The organism is Parvularcula bermudensis HTCC2503, assembly GCF_000152825.2.
GTDB classification, from domain to species: Bacteria; Pseudomonadota; Alphaproteobacteria; order Caulobacterales; family Parvularculaceae; genus Parvularcula; species Parvularcula bermudensis.
Genome location: NC_014414.1, coordinates 2,192,657 through 2,207,504 on the forward strand (window position 1 = coordinate 2,192,657; position 14,848 = coordinate 2,207,504).

The following is a 14,848-nucleotide window of genomic DNA, read 5'->3' on the forward strand; positions in this document are numbered from 1 at the left end:
TTGTCATAAGGCCCCATGCGCAGTGAAGTGATGAAGAACGGAGTCCCATGGCGCAAAATTCCAAACGCGGTCGCAATAGCAATCGTCGCCGACAGGGTGGAAACAACCCGAACCGATCATTTGATTCGACTGGTCCAGAGGTCAAGATTCGGGGTACAGCAACTCAAATTTACGATAAATATCAAGCTCTTGCCAGAGATGCCGCGTCCTCCGGGGACCGCATTCGCGCCGAAAGTTTGCTGCAACATGCCGAGCATTATTTCCGCATGATGAAAGCGATGCAGACGGCCAGTGAAAAGGCGGAGGAGAACCGTCAAGCCAGCCAGGGCGATCGGAACGATCCCCAAGGCCATGACTCCCAGGGTCATGACGATTCTCAAACGGAAGACGAAGCGCCCACCGAGAAAAAGTCCCGCAGGAAAGAGAGCGATGAGACGTCCAATAAGGACGATCGCGATCAAGAGGGCGAGACTGCCGCTGAGTCCGATAGCGGAACGGACACCACCACCAATGGCGACCAAGAGGACCCAGCCCCGCGACGGCGGCGTCCCCGTCGTCGGCGCCAATCGGATGAGGCGAATGGCGACGAGACACCGCCAAAAGCCGATGAGACCCAGGACAACGACGAATCCGTTTCTGTCGCTTAAGCGCATGTCGCGCCGATGAGAGAAGAGGAGCGGGTCTTGCTCCCCAGCGCAGAAAGCGGCAGCTTCCGGCGCCATAAGGAGAAGAATTATGGTCGATCTTTCGGGAACGCTGTTTGATTTGACGGGCAAGACGGCAATCGTTACCGGCGCCTCTCGCGGTATTGGCGAGGCCATTGCGCGCCGCCTCGCTCAGCACGGCGCCAATGTAACGATCTCCAGTCGGAAGATTGAGTCATGTGAAACTGTTGCGAGCAGCATTAACGAAGCCGAAGGGCGACAAGCAGCGCACGCGGTGGCGTGCAACATTTCCGACGAGGCGGCGCTCGAAAACCTCGTGAAGGAAACGAATGATGTGTTCGGACCAGTGGACATTCTGGTTTGCAACGCGGCGGTCAATCCCGCCTTCGGCCCCTCAAAGGCCATTACCGATCAGCAGATCGATAAGATTTTTGATTGCAACATCAAAGCGAACCACAAATTGGCCCATCTCTGCCTGCCGCAGATGGAACAGCAGGGGGGCGGCGCCGTCGTCATCATCTCCTCCATCGCGGCGATGGTCGGCTCCTTGGGGATCGGGATGTATGGCGTCTCGAAGGCTGCCGACATGGCGATCGCCCGAAACCTCGCCGTTGAATACGGAAAGAAAAATATCCGTATCAATTGTATCAATCCGGGGATCGTGAAGACCTATTTCGCCGAAGCCCTCTGGAAAGACCCCAAGGTTGAGAAGGCGATGAGTGCAAGCATTCCCATGCGGCGCTTTGGGGAGCCCGATGAAATTGCCGGGGCCGCGGTATTCCTGGCCAGCGAAGCCGCCCAGTGGATGAACGGACAATCCATCGTCATCGATGGAGGAACGGTCATCGGCGTCGGCAGCATGTAAGCGCCTTGAATGCGCGTCGATCTGTTCGATTACGATCTGCCCGAGGAGCAAATTGCCTTGGTCCCGCCGCCGGAGCGCGATGGGGCAAGGCTGCTCATCGTACCCCCGAATGGCCCCTTTGGCCATGATCTGATCGCCCATCTCGCCGAGCACTTTGGGCCCTCCGATGTCCTGATCCTCAATGACACCAAGGTCATTCCCGCAACCCTTGCCGGCATGCGTCCTGCACGCGATGTGGGCGGCGGCGATCCCGCAGGGGTCGGCATCGACATCACGCTGCTCAAATGCCTTGAGGAGCGAGACGACGGGGTGAGGTGGCAAGCCTTTGTGCGGCCGGCCAAACGGGTGCGGGCGGGCGATGACATCGAGATCGGACCTGTGACGGCGCGCGTGAAGCGCCGCGAGGGCGCCGAAGCGGTTCTCCATATCCCCCTGACGCCCAGCGCCTTTCAGTCGTTCCTCTACGATCATGGCACCATGCCCTTGCCCCCCTATATCGCGCGGAAGCGCGCCGTGGAGGTGAGCGATCAGGACCGTTATCAGACGGTTTTCGGCAAGCGGCCGGGATCGGTGGCCGCCCCAACGGCGGGCCTTCATTTCACGGATCGATTGCTCTCGGCGATTGCCGAACGGGGAGCGACGATCCTCAGGGTGACCCTCCATGTGGGGGCGGGGACGTTCCTGCCGATCACGGCGGCGGACTGCACAGATCACCGTATGCATAGCGAATGGGGAGAAGTGTCTCCCCCGGTTGCAGAGCGCCTGCGCGCTGCGAAGGCAGGGGGAGAACGGATTACCTGCGTCGGCACGACAGCTTTGCGGATTGTGGAAACCGCCGCCCAATCGGGAGAGGTTCAAGCCTTTGCCGGGGAGACCGACATTTTCATCACCCCCGGCTTTTCGTTCCAATGTGCGGATCGGTTGCTCACCAATTTTCATCTGCCGCGATCGACCTTGCTGATGTTGGTCAGCGCTTTTTCCGGCCGGGAACGGATTCTCTCCGCCTATCGGGAGGCGATTAATGAGGGCTATCGCTTCTTCTCCTATGGCGATGCGTGCCTTCTCGAAAGGGTATCATGACGACGTTCGGGTATACGCTCCACGCGACCAGCGGGGCCGCTCGACGCGGCACGGTCACGACGCCGCGGGGACTTATTCAGACCCCGGCCTTTATGCCGGTGGGCACGGCGGCGACGGTCAAGGCGATGCAGGTGCGGGACGTCGCGGCAACTGGTGCCGAAATCATCCTCGGCAATACCTACCATCTGATGCTGCGGCCCAGTGCCGAGCGCATTGCCCGCCTTGGGGGACTGCATCGCTTTATGGGGTGGGAGGGACCGATCCTCACCGATTCAGGGGGCTTTCAGGTCATGTCATTGGCGAAACTACGTCGTCTGACCGAAAAGGCTGTGACGTTTCAAAGTCATATTGACGGCTCCCGCCATGAGCTATCCCCGGAGCGGTCCATCGAGATCCAAAACCTTCTTGGGTCTGATATTCAGATGCAACTTGATGAGTGCCCGCCCTTTCCCATCGCCGAGGACGCCTCCCTTGAGAGCCTTGAGCTGTCCCTCAGATGGGCAAAAAGGTCTAAGGCGGCGTTCGACCACCTCGCCGATGACGGTCGGGCCTTGTTCGGAATCGTTCAGGGGTCGGTCTATCCGGACCAGCGGAAACGATCGGCGGAGGGGCTGATGGAGATTGGCTTCCCCGGCTATTCGGTCGGCGGACTGGCGGTTGGGGAAGGGCAGGGCGCTATGTTTGAGACCCTGGAGGTGACGACACCCCTGCTGCCCAGGGACAAGCCCCGCTATCTGATGGGGGTCGGCAAGCCCGACGATCTGGTGGGGGCCGTGGCCCGCGGGATCGATATGTTCGACTGCGTATTGCCCACCCGGTCGGGCCGTCATGGCCAGGCCTTTACCTGGGACGGACCGATCAATATCAAAAATGCGACCTATCAAGACGATCCCACGCCCCTCGATCCTGAGAGTGACTGCCCCGCCTCACGGGACTATGCGAAGGCCTATCTCAACCACCTCTTCAGAGCGGGGGAATATCTCGCAGCCACCTTATTGTCGTGGCACAATCTGGCGTTCTACCAAGCCCTGATGCAGCGTATGCGAACGGCGATCGAGGACGACCGGTTCGAGGCATTCGCCGCGGATTTCCTCAATCGCTATCGGTCATCATCCTAGGGAAGCAATGCTTAGCTGCCGCAGGCCTGGGCTGGCGCTTTCGCCTATGTCCATCAGGGGGCGACGTCTCATCGCTGTGATCCCCGATCGAGGCATGGCCCAGAGGAAGCGTCATCAATCTTGCACAATAGAATAATAATGTAGAAAACTTGCCAGAGCACACGTTCGTTTTGGACCTCTCAGGGATGGGCGGAGACAATGACAAAAGCGATATTCTTATCAGTAGGCCTCTTGTTTCTTGCGGCTTGCGGCGGTCCGAAAACATCTACGGGCGTTTCTTATGAGAACAAATCGAGTTCAGATATTCGATCAGGCTGCGCCGATATGTTGGAAGGCTATTCAAAGGCTATTCCTAACGAGGCAAAACGAAAGGCCGAAGAACGGCAGATCCGGCCCTGTTGCCGGGAGCTGGCCCAAAGCGCCAAGAAGCTGAGTGCGGAACAACGCGCTTATGCGTGGTATGACTTTCTGGTCGCTCAGAGCGGATCGATTTCCCCCAATCAATACGAGGCGGCCCTCGCTAAACGCGATGCGATCGGGGACGACTTCACGTCCGAGGAACGGAGGCCCGCCTTTCGCATGCGCTATACTGGCCTGACATGCATGTCGTCTCGCGCAAGAAAGAACCAATAAACCACATCGGTCACTGAATAGGGCACTACTGGTCGAGGACCGACGTCAACATATGTTGAGCGTCGTCCTCCGATACCGCCCTCGCTGACCCAAAAAATCCCTGCGGCGCCTGTGTTACGCGCCCCTTGTCATTGTGTGCCTTCGCCCAAGACGATTGGGTGTGCCGCCGACATTTTTTGGCCCCTCGCTCGCAATGATGTCAGCGTGCCTCACAGCAAACATTTATCGATCGCCTGGGACCGTGCCTCACTACGTGTGCTCTTGGCAATTGCATTTGCGCGGTTGAAATCATCGACGGCATCCGCCGATCCCGAGTCGAGAAGGGCGAGATTGGCCTTGGCACTTTCAAGACCCGCCATTTCCGGCATGAAAGCGTTATAGCATTGACAGTCTGCCTTGCTTTCAAAGCCCTGATCGGCCCATCCGCCGACATCTCGCGAGCACGTATTCACATAGGCCTTCTTCAGCGCCGATGGGCTTGAATCCGACCCACAAGCGGAGACAAGCACCATGCAAATTGAAACGATCGCTGATCTATACATCTTGTACCTTCCTAAAGGGGGGAACACGGGGGTCTGACGATGATGCCCCCTCCGCCGCAAGGGCGCGATGACGCTCCGCCCGAAACTGTCGTAGCTTTTCGCGTAAATGCCGGGGGTCAGGGGCGAGAACAAATCCAAAGCTGACATTGCCGCCTTGCGTCGTCACCGCGTGGTGCAGCTTGTGCGCTTGCACCAACCGGCGGAGATAGCCGCGCTTGGGCATGAAGTGCCAGGGCCAGCGCTGATGGACCAAACCATCATGCACAAAGGCATAGAGAAGACCGTAGAGCGTAATCCCAGCGGCGACATACCAGACCGGCGGCCAATAGAGATAGCCGACAATAAACAGACCAAAGGCAAAGCTGCCGAACACAACGGCGAACAAGTCGTTCTTTTCAAACACCTTATCGTGGGGCTCGTGGTGATCGCGGTGCCAAGCCCACCCCCACCCATGCATGATGTAGCGGTGGGCCCACCAGGCAAACCCCTCCATCAAGGCCGCCGATCCGAGAACAAGCGTGATTTTCTGCCAGAGTGCCAAGGTCATGGCCCTGTCCTTTTTCTCCGGTCCCGTTCCCATCCCCCTCGCTGCGGCAGACGCCACCAGGGCTCATGGGGAAAGAGATGATGTTCGTGATGATAGCCCCCAAAATGATAACACGTCACCAGGGACAGCATATAGGGGGACCGGACCGACCGGGCGCGATGATGATCCGCAAACCCCTGGCGCTCATGGCGGTGAGGCAGGAACGTCCCGAAATAGAAGAGCTGCCCCGCCGAGAGGAGGGCGGGCACCCCATAGAACAAAACGATATTGACCGGGTTCGCCCCAAGCACCAGCCAATAGGTGAACACCACGGCATTGACGGTCAAAAAGGGTCGCCACCCGAAATATCGCCGAAAGAACGCGCCGAACCAGGGTAACGGCCGGTCTGGGCTGTCCACGGAAAAATCCGGGTCCGCCGCCGTTCCCGGCGAACGATGATGCCGATGATGCGCCGCGGCCATGCGATCAAAATCAAAGCCGGCATAAAGCGTCATGCACAAACGCCCCATGGCCCGATTGAACGCCGGACGGCCTGGCGCCAGCGACCCATGAATCGCATCGTGACTGATGATGAAGAGCCCTACGCTCAGCCAGCTTTGAAGAAGGATGATAACCGGCGCCAAGGCCAAGACGATCGGATCGAGCGGAGCGAAAAACACAAACCCGATATGCATAAAGACCCACGCCGCGATGATCGCCCCGGCAAGGCTCAAGCCCCAAAGGGCCTGGCGTACAGGGATTGTGGTCTGAGGGCGGGGGGAAGCCGTCACGTCGCCGGTCGGGTCCACAATTTCGGCCGCTCCGGTGGGGCGAGGAAGAACATCGATTTCGAGCCAGCCCCTTGGAGACATCCAAGGCCCGCCAGGGCCAATTTACGACGCCGACTGGTCCGGGCACGAACATCCCACGCCGCCCGGCCACGGGCGCGCACGACCCGCCCGATATCGCGGTAGACGCCGCGGGCCGCCGCCACCGCGAACCCTGCACGGATCGGCAAACGGCGAACGCCGGGCCCCGCAGAGCGATAATATTTATCGGCCTCGTCGAGCAGCGTTTGGGCCACTCGCCACACGCGCTCGCGATTGGCGGGATCGCGTACCACCGCAGGGGTCGGCACCAAGCCCTCACGCCACAAAAGGTCCGTTGGCAGATAAATTCGCTCTATATGCGCATCGTCGATGACGTCACGGCAGATATTGGTCAGCTGGAAGGCAATCCCAAGGTCGGAGGCGCGGTTGAGCGTATTGTCGTCCTCCGGATCGACGCCCATGATGATCGCCATCATCACGCCGACAACGCCAGCGACATGATAGCAATATTCGAGCAGCGCTTCGAGATCGTCATAGGCGCGCTGGTCGACATCCATCTCGAACCCTCGAAGCAGGGCGAGGGGGTGGACGGCCGGCATATCCGTCGCGGCCACCACTTCTCGCAAGGCTGCAAAGGGAAGGGCGGCAACATCCCGCCCTTCGATGGCGGCGAGGGTATTGCGGTGGAGATAGTCGAGGTCCTTTGCCCGCGGAATATGCGCCGCCGGATCATGGGGCGCGGCATCGAACCCGAGATTTTGGCCATCAATCACATCGTCGCAATAGCGGCACCAGCTATACAGCATCTGGGCATGACGCCTCATATTCGGGCGGAAGAGGAGCGACGCCAAGGCGAAGCTCTTCGATCCCTTGGAGATCGTCGCCTCGGCGTGCTCAGCTATGGTCTCAATATCGCTACTCACCGTTTATGCCGCCTTTGGTCCCCTGTTTGAGCGCGAGAGCCCCATATCCTCGATCATCAACCCGGCGGTGGCCTTTGCCGACCCCACCACACCGGGAATACCGGCACCGGGATGGGTCCCTGCCCCCACGAAATACAGATTTCCGATTTTATCGTCTCGATTATGAAGGCGGAAGTAGGCGGACTGCGTCAAAACCGGTTCGAGACTGAAGGCCGATCCGACATGGGCGTTCAACTTGTCTTTGAAATCCGCCGGGGTGAAGCGGTGGGTGACAGCGAGATTGTCGCGAAGGCCGGGCAAATAGCGCTCCTCAAGATAGGCAAGAATGCGCTCTTGATATTCCGGCCCGGTGACTGACCAATCGATCCCGGCCTTTTCGAGGTTGGGCACAGGCGAGAGGACATAGAACGCATCGCATCCCGGCGGCGCGAGACCCGGATCGGTCGCCGTGGGCCGATGCAGATAGAGCGAAAAATCGTTCGGTAATTGCGGCCCTGAAAAGATCTCGGCGATCAACTCACGATAACGTGGTCCGAACAGGATCGAGTGGTGGGCAATGTCGGGATACTGCTTTTTGGTCCCAAAATAGGTAACGAACAGGGAATTCGAAAACCGCTTTTGTTTCAGCCCCTTTGCCGCCTGCGGGCCGCGTTTTGAGCCGCCGAGCAGATTGTCATAGGTATGAACGATATCGGCATTCGAGGCGACGGCGTCGAATTGATGGGACCAGCCGCTTTCGGTCGTGACCTGAGTGATTCGGTCGTTTTGAACTTTGAGATCCGTCACCGGATCCTCAAGCCTCAGCGTCCCGCCAAGATCGGTGAACAGACGTCCAAGCCCCTCGATCAAGGCGCCGGTGCCGCCGCGCGGGAACCAGACCCCCCATTTGCGCTCAAGCGCGTGGATCAACGCATAGATCGACGAGGTTTTGTGCGGATCTCCCCCCACCAAAAGCGTGTGGAAGCTAAAAGCCTGGCGGAGTTGCTCGTCCTCGATGAAATCCGCCACCCGGCCATAGACCGACCGAAAGGCCTGGAGCGTCGTCAATTGGGGGGCTGCCTTGACCATCGACCAGAAATTCAAGAACGGCACGGCCCCGAGCTTTTCGTAGCCCTCTTTGAACACCGCTTCGGAATAGCGGTAGAATTTACGATAGCCCTCAACGTCCTTGGGATTTTTCGCGCGGATTTGGGAGAGGAGATGCTCCTCATCCTTCGCATAATCGAAACTGTACCCATCCTCCCAATGGAGACGATAGAGGGGGTCAACATTGAGCAATTCGACATAATCGGAGAGGCGCCGCCCCGCCATCGCAAAGATTTCTTCGAGGGCGGAGGGGTCCGTCACCACGGTGGGGCCCGCATCGAACGTATAGCCCTCAAGGGAGTAGACATAGGCCCGGCCGCCGAGTTTATCCCGCCCCTCAATAAGGGTGGTGGCGAGCCCGGCGGCTTGGAGACGACACGCCAGCGCCAAGCCCCCAAATCCACCGCCGATGACACACGCCTCTTTCTGTCCGGCCTCTTTCTGTCCGGTCATCCCAAAATCCCTTCTCTCATCCCGGCGCTATGGCCAAGCGGCTGGGGGCGCAAGGCGGAGATCGCCCTCATCAGGGGGACAGGCGGCTTGCCCGCCAGCACCCTCAACTTGTCGCCCGTATTTGTCTCTCCCGCATAAAATCGCTCGATCAGGGGAATGGGCAACCGATAGAAGCGCTCTAAGACAATATACCGCTGGTCCGGCGCGGCGGCGCGGAACAACAGTCGATTGAGCAGGCGGTAGAAGCCGTGGGCGCTCCAGCGATCCCTGGCATAGTCCTCGACTATGGGTCTCACACGATCCGAGGTGAGGGGGGTGTCCCGGCCCAGGCGGTCGGCGAGGGTGGCCGCATCGGGAACGGAATAGCCGGTGACGGGATGGAACAGGCCGGCGGCAAGTCCAATGGGGACCGCCCCTGTCCGGCGCTCCGCCCAGAAAGCCTCGAAATCCCCTTCGAGCACAATCGGAAGAACGCCTTGCTCCCGCCGAGAGATCGTCGCGATCGTCCATCCCTTGCGCGCGGCATAATGGATAATTTCCGCCTCTAAATGCGATTCTGAGAGGTCAAAGCCGTCGGCGTAATAGGTGTCCTCGATCAACAGCTCGGTTTCGCTGAAGGGCAGGACATAGACAAAGCGGTAGCCGTCGGTCTGCGGTACGGTCGCATCCATGATGATCGGTTGGTTAAGGCCGTGGGGGGCAGCCAAGGTCACCTCAAGACCGAGGAATTTCTGGAACCCAAGACGCATATGCCGCACCCGTCCGGGTCCACGCCCATCAAAGACGCATGGCGCCGACAGCTCTCGACCGTCGGCGAGGATGAGACGATCCGCCGTCGCCTTTGTGACCTGTGCGCCGGTGATCACGTCAATCGAGGGGACCCCGGACAAAACGGCCGCCAAGCGCTGGGAGGTCATGGCGCAATAGGGGGTGGGAAGGTCGCGGTCATGACCGGGGAACCGCACGGATTGTCCCGGCCATCGTTTCAGGATGAAGGGCTTGAGGCCCTCAAGGATCGCGGGCGCGATATCGGTTTCGTGGAAGCACCATGTATGGTTGCCGCCCACAGCGGCGCCTTGCTCGACCATACCGATATGGAGGGATGGGGTGCGTCGCGCCAACCGGTAGGCGGTCAGGCTGCTGGCAAGGCCCGCCCCGGCGAACAGCACGTCATAGGAAGTCATAAGAGGGGTATGGGCCCAATTGCCGTCTTTCGCCAGAGAGCGAAACCAAGGGCCGAAACGCTGGACACGCGGGGCGAGCCCGACGATAAGTCCGTTATGCTGAGCTTCATCAAACGCCTCTTCATCTGGTGGCACGGTGCCACGTTCGGGACGTCCCTCCAAATCGCCAAATCGGGCGGGAAGCTGATCGGCAAGGACGATCAGGGAAACCGCTATTTCGAAGAAACCGGGGCGCCGTCCCATCCCGATGGGGGGGGGCGCCGCCGACGCTGGGTTGTTTATCACGGCGTGGCCGAGGCCAGCCGGGTGCCGCCGGACTGGTTTGGATGGCTCAACCACATTGTTGCCGAGCCCCCGACAATCGCCCCCTTGCCGGTGAAGAAGTTCGAGCAGCCCTATCTCCCCAATATGACCGGCACCCCTCTCGCCTATCGCCCCAAAGGCTCGCTGGCACGGGCGGGGGACCCGGTGGACGTGGACGATACTTATGAAGCGTGGTCGCCGGAAAACGCCTAAATCATCCGTCTGGGCGGAGGAGAAAGATCGATGGGCATGAGGCGTGACGCCAGGGAAGGGGCTAAGGGACGGTCCATTGGGGGGAAGGTCACGGGATCGATGATCGGCCTCCTTTTCGGTGCCGCCTCGGCCCAATCCGTTCCCGATACGCCAACCATTCCCCTCAGTGCCGAAGAAGCGGCGGAAGGCGAGTATCAGCTCGGATGGGACGTGGTGCTGCCGCCGCCCTCGGACGACAACCAGGACGAGATCTCAGAACTCGATCGCCTGATGCGCTCCTCTTCCGGGGCGGGCTTTGGGGCCCTCACCTATAATGCCAAGACCGACAATCCGCTGGAGCCGGTCGCGGTAACCTTGCGGGCGCTCGACAAGATCACCGCCACCTTTACCGATATCACCATTCCCTTGGGGGAAACCGCCGCCTTCGGCCCCCTCACCCTGCTGCCGCGCACCTGCGATCGGCGCCCCCCCGAAGAACCGCCTGAGACCACGGTCTTCCTCGAAGTCTATGCAGGGGACGGCGATGTGCAGGGACAGCGGGCCCGGGATGCGCGGGCCGAGCGGGAGGCGATGCAAGTCGAGGCGCCTCGGTCGACACTCCAACTCCCCGGCACGCAAATGTCCTCGGGGGCTGAGGCAGACACGCCGCCATCCGCCCTCGCCCAGGAGAATGTGATCGACACAGAAGCCTTGGGAGAGGACGTATTCAAAGGGTGGATGTTCGCCTCCTCGCCGTCGCTCAACGCGATGGAGCACCCGGTCTACGATGTCTGGGTGATCGATTGTAAGATGGTCGACCCGCGGATTTGAGCGGGCAGGGCGGTCATGTCGCCCTTCACGGCCAGCGCCTCGTTCAGCATATGCTGATATTCCTTTGCGACGATTTCCTGCGCGCCGAATTGGGTCAGATGATCGTTCTGAAACTGCGCATCGAGGAGCCGGAACCCGCCCGCGAGGAGGCGCCCGACGAGATGCACCAGCGCCACCTTGCTGGCATCGGTCTCGGTCGAGAACATACTTTCACCGAAAAACGCTCCCCCAATGGAGACCCCATAGAGGCCACCGACCAGTTGCCCGTCTCGCCAGCTTTCGATGGAGTGCGCATTCCCCTGAAGGTGGAGGCGATCATAGACGTCGAGGATCTGCCCATTGATCCAGGTCTGCTCCCGGTTTGTGCGGGGCGCGGCGCATCCGCGCATCACCTCGCGAAAGGCTGTATTCAGTCGTACCTCAAATCGGTCCTGCCGAACGACCTTGCGCAGGGATTTGGGGAGGTGAAATCCCTTTAGCGGAATCACCCCGCGAATATCCGGCCTGACCCAAAAAACCTCCTTTGCAAATCGATCTTCCGCCATCGGAAAATACCCGATGCGATAGGCCTGAAGGAGAAGATCTGTCGTCAGACGGCTGGGGGGTTGGGGTTTCGACATTGATCGAGTTTGCGCTGTTTTTCACCGAACGTCACGACGCTTTCACATGATTTTCAAGCGAAGGGGGCACCGATTGGCGTGAAGAAAATGCGATAAAACAAAGGTCTAGTGGCGTTTCGCGGGGCCACTTGATCAATAAGGCCCTAGGCAGTCATCAATTGCCTGAGGCGCGGTCCGTCGATCTCGCCGCTGGCCAGGCGGGCCAGTAATAACGCGGATAATCTCGCCCGTTCGACAAAGCTGTCCGCTTCGACGAACTCTTCATGGGAATGAATGCGGCCGCCGCGCACCCCGAGCGTATCGATATTGGGCACCCCCGCCGCAAACAAATTGTTTCCCTCACAGACCCCGCCTGAATCGATGAAACTGAGGGAGAGACCAAGAGCCCGACCCGTGCGATCCACAGCCTCGATCAGGGCGTCCTGCGCCGCATTCCGCGGCTTGGGGGGACGATAAAAACCGCCATGGAGGTGAGCGGAGATCCCGTCACGCTGATTGACCGTGTGGACGAGACGATCAATTTCCCCCTGGCACCAGGCGGCGGCCGCCCCGTCGGGGGCACGGCATCCGACCCGCAAGATAGCCAGGTCGGGCACGATATTCACCGGTGCGCCCCCTTCGATCGCCCCGACATTGACGGTCACGCCGTCATATCGTGCGTTCAGCGCCTCAAGCTCACAGGTTAGCCATGCCGCCGCTTCGAGGGCAGAGCGGCCCTCCGCCTTGGCGCGCCCGGCGTGAACGGCACGACCGCGTACCACGATGTCGATCACCGCCGACCCCTTTCGGGCCGCCGCAAGGGCGCCGCCTTCCAGCGCCGGCTCATAGGTCATGCCGAGATGCACCCCGCTCTGGGCGGCGGCGATTAAGGCATTGGCGCTGGCGAAGTTACCGATCTCCTCATCGGGGGTGATGACGATCTCATAGCCCAGACGATCCCGCAGCGGGCTCGCCTCGAAAGCAAGGAGCGCTTCGCGCATCAGCACGAGCCCCCCCTTCATGTCGGCAAGGCCAGGCCCGTTATAGACGCCGCCCCCAAGATCGGTGATCTCCGTGAAGGTCCCCGGGGGAAAGACGGTGTCATAATGCCCTGTGAAGACAACCCGCACCGGCGCATCGGTCCGCGCGGATACCCGCAATATCGGGCCAGTCTCGGTCGCCTCCGGCTCCCCATTGGCACCGATCAAATGGAACGGATCGCCCGCGTCAAGCCGCACCTCCCCTTCGAGGGCGCTGAAGACATCCGCCAAAATCGGCGCAAAGCGCTCAAGGCCGTCGACATTGGTGCTGCCCGTATTGTGGCGGGCCCAGTCAATGGTCGTGGCCAGCATGGCCTCGCCTCGGTCATCCAGTTGAGCGAGAAGGTCGCGCTCCTCGGCCGTCAGAAGATCCACTTCGGTCATTCTTTCCTTCTGCCCCTTTCCCTTTCCGGAGGCGAGCACCTACCTTCGATCTATGGCCCTTTCCAATAGACCGGCGACCGATCGTCATTCGCTGTTTCAGGCGAATGTTCTCGCCCTGCGTTTCACTCAATTGCCCAACGCCCTGTGGCACCCGCAAGAGGCGGAGAGGGTGGGCCTCGACCCCCAGCTCATCCATCTCAATCACGCGGCGCTGCCGGCGGTGGGACTGATGGCCGCGGCGGACCGCACGGCGCTGACCCGCCTTCTGGCCGGTCATGAGGCGTCCGCCCAGACTGACGCGCCCAGATCCTTTGCGACGGTCTATGCGGGCCATCAATTCGGCCATTTCGTCCCCCAGCTTGGCGATGGACGGGCGATCACCATCGCCGAAGGCGTGGGGCGCGACGGCCCCTTTGAGCTGCAATTGAAAGGGGCGGGGCGGACGCCCTTTTCCCGGTTCGGGGACGGCCGGGCGGTCCTGCGATCGGTCATTCGGGAGTATCTCGCATCCGAACATATGGCGGCCCTCGGCGTGCCGACGACCCGCGCGCTCTCTATCGTGGCCAGTCATGAGGGAGTCCAGCGAGAGACCCTTGAGCCGGGCGCCGTGATGGCGCGCTTTGCCCCGACCCATGTGCGCTTTGGCCATTTTGAGTACTTCCATCACCGGGGAGAGACTGCCCATGTCAAAGCCCTTGCGGATTGGGTCATTGGGGAATTCGACACCGACCTTGCGGATAGCGCCGACCCTTACGGCCAGTTCTTCGATCGGGTTGTTGAGCGGACCGCGCATCTATGCGCAAAATGGCAGGCGGTCGGCTTCGCCCATGGCGTGCTCAACACCGATAATATGTCGATCCTGGGGCTGACTATAGATTACGGTCCCTATGGTTTTCTCGACCGCTACGACCCGAACTTTATCTGCAATCACTCCGACCACCAGGGGCGATATGCCTTTGGGCGTCAGCCGGAGATCGTGTTCTGGAATCTCCGCGCGCTGGCTGTGGCCCTCTCCTCCCTGGTCCCGGTCGAGCGCCTGGTCCAAGGGCTCGAGCGCTTCGGTCCTCAATTCGACGAGGGATGGCGGGCGGCCTATGGCCCGAAATTCGGGATGGAGACAGCGCAGCCCGAGGATGGGCCGCTCCTGGTGGATTTCCTCACCGGATTGCGGACCCTTGGCGCGGATTATCCCACTAGTTTCCAGGCGCTGACCCGCTGGATTGAGGGCGAAGGGGAGCTGCCGCCCTTTGACGGCGCAGGGGAGTGGGGCGAGCGATGGCGGGAGAGGGGCCTCGACCCCGCACAGGCAGCAAAGGTCGCTGAGCGCGCCAACCCCGCGATTACCTTACGCAATTGGGTCGCCGAAACCGCGATTCGCGCTGTGGAGAGAGATCAAGACCTTGTCTTTTTCGATCGTCTTTTTAATGCGCTCACAGCACCTTTTGAGGAATTACCTGAAGTTCTTGCGCCTCTCGCCGGCCCACCGCCCCCCGAACTTGCCGGCCTCGCAGTGTCCTGCTCCTCATAAGAAAGGCCCAGCGCATTGAGGACGCCGGGCCTTTCTCATGAGTAAAGGAGTGTTACACGGTGCCGA

The 14,848-nt window shown here is 60.6% G+C and carries 15 protein-coding genes and 1 pseudogene; 8 read left to right on the forward strand and 8 right to left on the reverse strand.

Annotation, left to right across the window (positions count from 1 at the left end; translation table 11 throughout):
• Positions 1 to 47: 47 nt before the first annotated feature.
• The 5 genes and pseudogenes from PB2503_RS15170 to tgt form a co-directional block, all read left to right on the forward strand.
• Positions 48 to 227, forward strand: a pseudogene (locus PB2503_RS15170) (DUF4167 domain-containing protein); the annotation flags it as partial.
• A 39-nt stretch (positions 228 to 266) separates the two neighbouring features.
• Positions 267 to 647: a hypothetical protein gene (locus tag PB2503_RS15175; RefSeq protein WP_238525769.1), complete on the forward strand. Its 381-nt coding sequence runs from the start codon at positions 267 to 269 to the stop codon at positions 645 to 647.
• A gap of 88 nt (positions 648 to 735) precedes the next feature.
• Entirely contained in the window at positions 736 to 1,530 is a 795-nt protein-coding gene (locus PB2503_RS10410; protein ID WP_013301217.1) for an SDR family oxidoreductase, read from the forward strand.
• Positions 1,531 to 1,539: 9 nt separating this feature from the next.
• Positions 1,540 to 2,610, forward strand: a complete 1,071-nt coding sequence (gene queA / locus PB2503_RS10415) for a tRNA preQ1(34) S-adenosylmethionine ribosyltransferase-isomerase QueA (protein ID WP_013301218.1) — start codon at positions 1,540 to 1,542, stop codon at positions 2,608 to 2,610.
• Positions 2,607 to 3,728 (forward strand): tRNA guanosine(34) transglycosylase Tgt, encoded by a 1,122-nt coding sequence (tgt, locus tag PB2503_RS10420; RefSeq protein ID WP_013301219.1) that lies wholly within the window; start codon positions 2,607 to 2,609, stop codon positions 3,726 to 3,728. The genes queA and tgt overlap by 4 nt, the downstream gene beginning before the upstream one ends.
• Before the next feature lie 842 nt (positions 3,729 to 4,570).
• Here the strand turns inward: tgt and PB2503_RS10430 are convergent.
• Genes PB2503_RS10430 through crtY form a run of 6 tightly spaced genes read right to left on the reverse strand, consistent with a single transcriptional unit; the run spans position 4,571 to position 9,905 of the window.
• Entirely contained in the window at positions 4,571 to 4,903 is a 333-nt protein-coding gene (locus PB2503_RS10430) for a hypothetical protein (RefSeq protein WP_013301221.1), read from the reverse strand.
• Positions 4,896 to 5,450, reverse strand: a complete 555-nt coding sequence (locus PB2503_RS10435; protein ID WP_013301222.1) for a sterol desaturase family protein — start codon at positions 5,448 to 5,450, stop codon at positions 4,896 to 4,898. The genes PB2503_RS10430 and PB2503_RS10435 overlap by 8 nt, the downstream gene beginning before the upstream one ends.
• Positions 5,447 to 6,220, reverse strand: a complete 774-nt coding sequence (locus tag PB2503_RS10440; RefSeq protein WP_202944372.1) for a fatty acid desaturase — start codon at positions 6,218 to 6,220, stop codon at positions 5,447 to 5,449. The genes PB2503_RS10435 and PB2503_RS10440 overlap by 4 nt, the downstream gene beginning before the upstream one ends.
• On the reverse strand, positions 6,217 to 7,182 hold the full coding sequence (locus PB2503_RS10445; RefSeq protein ID WP_013301224.1) for a phytoene/squalene synthase family protein: 966 nt from the start codon (positions 7,180 to 7,182) through the stop codon (positions 6,217 to 6,219). The genes PB2503_RS10440 and PB2503_RS10445 overlap by 4 nt, the downstream gene beginning before the upstream one ends.
• Positions 7,183 to 7,185: 3 nt before the next feature.
• Entirely contained in the window at positions 7,186 to 8,721 is a 1,536-nt protein-coding gene (locus tag PB2503_RS10450) for a phytoene desaturase (RefSeq protein WP_013301225.1), read from the reverse strand.
• Entirely contained in the window at positions 8,718 to 9,905 is a 1,188-nt protein-coding gene (gene crtY, locus PB2503_RS10455) for a lycopene beta-cyclase CrtY (protein WP_013301226.1), read from the reverse strand. Before crtY ends, PB2503_RS10450 begins: the two co-directional genes overlap by 4 nt.
• A gap of 9 nt (positions 9,906 to 9,914) precedes the next feature.
• Here crtY and PB2503_RS10460 point away from each other — a divergent pair, with 9 nt between their 5' ends.
• Entirely contained in the window at positions 9,915 to 10,421 is a 507-nt protein-coding gene (locus tag PB2503_RS10460) for an NADH:ubiquinone oxidoreductase subunit NDUFA12 (protein WP_013301227.1), read from the forward strand.
• A gap of 36 nt (positions 10,422 to 10,457) precedes the next feature.
• The gene (locus PB2503_RS10465) at positions 10,458 to 11,231 is read left to right on the forward strand and encodes a DUF2155 domain-containing protein (protein WP_158305846.1); all 774 of its coding nucleotides are present in this window, start codon (positions 10,458 to 10,460) and stop codon (positions 11,229 to 11,231) included.
• On the opposite strand, the gene aat is transcribed toward PB2503_RS10465, so the two are convergent.
• The gene (aat, locus tag PB2503_RS10470; RefSeq protein ID WP_013301229.1) at positions 11,183 to 11,851 is read right to left on the reverse strand and encodes a leucyl/phenylalanyl-tRNA--protein transferase; all 669 of its coding nucleotides are present in this window, start codon (positions 11,849 to 11,851) and stop codon (positions 11,183 to 11,185) included. The genes PB2503_RS10465 and aat overlap by 49 nt on opposite strands.
• A gap of 143 nt (positions 11,852 to 11,994) precedes the next feature.
• Complete coding sequence (locus PB2503_RS10475; RefSeq protein ID WP_013301230.1) at positions 11,995 to 13,254, reverse strand: hydrolase; 1,260 nt, start codon at positions 13,252 to 13,254, stop codon at positions 11,995 to 11,997.
• Between the two features lie 52 nt (positions 13,255 to 13,306).
• Here PB2503_RS10475 and PB2503_RS10480 point away from each other — a divergent pair, with 52 nt between their 5' ends.
• Positions 13,307 to 14,782, forward strand: coding sequence for a protein adenylyltransferase SelO (locus PB2503_RS10480; RefSeq protein WP_013301231.1), 1,476 nt, complete (start codon positions 13,307 to 13,309; stop codon positions 14,780 to 14,782).
• Positions 14,783 to 14,848: the final 66 nt, after the last annotated feature.